Origin of the sequence: Protofrankia sp. Cr1 (assembly GCF_963555865.1) — a bacterium.
In the GTDB taxonomy this organism is placed as follows: Bacteria; Actinomycetota; Actinomycetes; order Frankiales; family Frankiaceae; genus Protofrankia.
Genome location: NZ_CAUVXO010000674.1, coordinates 1 through 1,159, shown reverse-complemented (window position 1 = coordinate 1,159; position 1,159 = coordinate 1). Strand labels below are relative to the sequence as shown.

At 73.1% G+C, this 1,159-nt stretch carries 1 pseudogene; it reads left to right on the top strand.

What is annotated here, in order from left to right:
- Positions 1 to 1,159: pseudogene (locus U9980_RS27795) on the top strand (hypothetical protein); the annotation flags it as partial.

Below are 1,159 nucleotides of genomic sequence, written 5' to 3'. Positions count from 1 at the left end.
TGACCGATGGTTCCGGACGCTCCCAAGAGGCACTGACGATCCAGTTCCGCGCCGGCACCAAACTCGGGCCAGCCAGTGGAGAGCTCGACGTGTACGACGTGGCCGACCCCGCGACGGTCGTCGCGACGGGCTTTTTCACGGTCAACGTCGCTTACCCGTCGCCGCTGCTCCAGCGCCTGTGGTGGTTGTGGATCCTGGTGCTGGCAGCGGTGCTGGCAGCGGTGCTGGCAGCGGTGGCCTGGTTGCGTGGTCGACGCCGGGGCTTCCTCGCCCGTCGCGATGTCCGTGACCTCACCATGGTCCTGCACCGAAACGACGCGGAGATCTACAAACTCCATGCGGCGCCGACACCGTCCACCCGGTTCCCTTTCGCAGTCCGGGACCCCCGGAGCAGGTCGTCGGCGCGTCTCGATCGGGTCGCCGGCGGGGAGAGCGCGTATGAGGCGCGACGCGGTGACAGCGGCGAGCTCATCCTCAGGATGCCCGGAGGTACGACGACCACGCTGTTGCGCGGAAGGCCAACCCCGATCGGTGACGGACTGGCGCTAGGTTTCCTCGATGCCCGCACGACGGGAGCGGCACGGACGCCGGGCGCGGCGGGAGCGGCCGGGACCGCGGGCACCGCCGGACGCGGCACCTGGAATGAACGCAACCGCTTCCGGACCGGTGCGGGTGGCGCGGGTAGTGGTCACGCCGGTGCCGGTGCGGCGTCCGACGGGGCTGAGCGTGGACGGACGGCGGGCGGCTGGCGGGACACGGCCGGCGCAGGTGCCGGTTTCGGTCGGCCGCCGGGCTCGTTCCGCCAGGAAGCGGGCGGTCGGGGTGACGGGGGTTACGGCCAGTCCGTACCCGGCGGCTCGCAGTCCGGCTCGTGGCGGAGCGGGGGGAGCCGGCCCGGCCGCGGATCGTCCTCGGCTGGCGCCACGGACACCGGGCAGCGGGACACCGGGCAGCGGGACACCGGGCAGCGGGACACCGGGCAGCGGGACACCGGGCAGCGGGACACCGGGCAGCGACCCGGTCGCGGGGAGTCCGACCGCGCCGTCGGCCAGGCTCGGACGGACGACCGCGGTGGGTCAGGCGGGCATGGCCGGTACAGCGGCTATGACACCGGCGCTGCGGACGGTCGGGATGGCGCGGACCTGCATGACGAGATAAC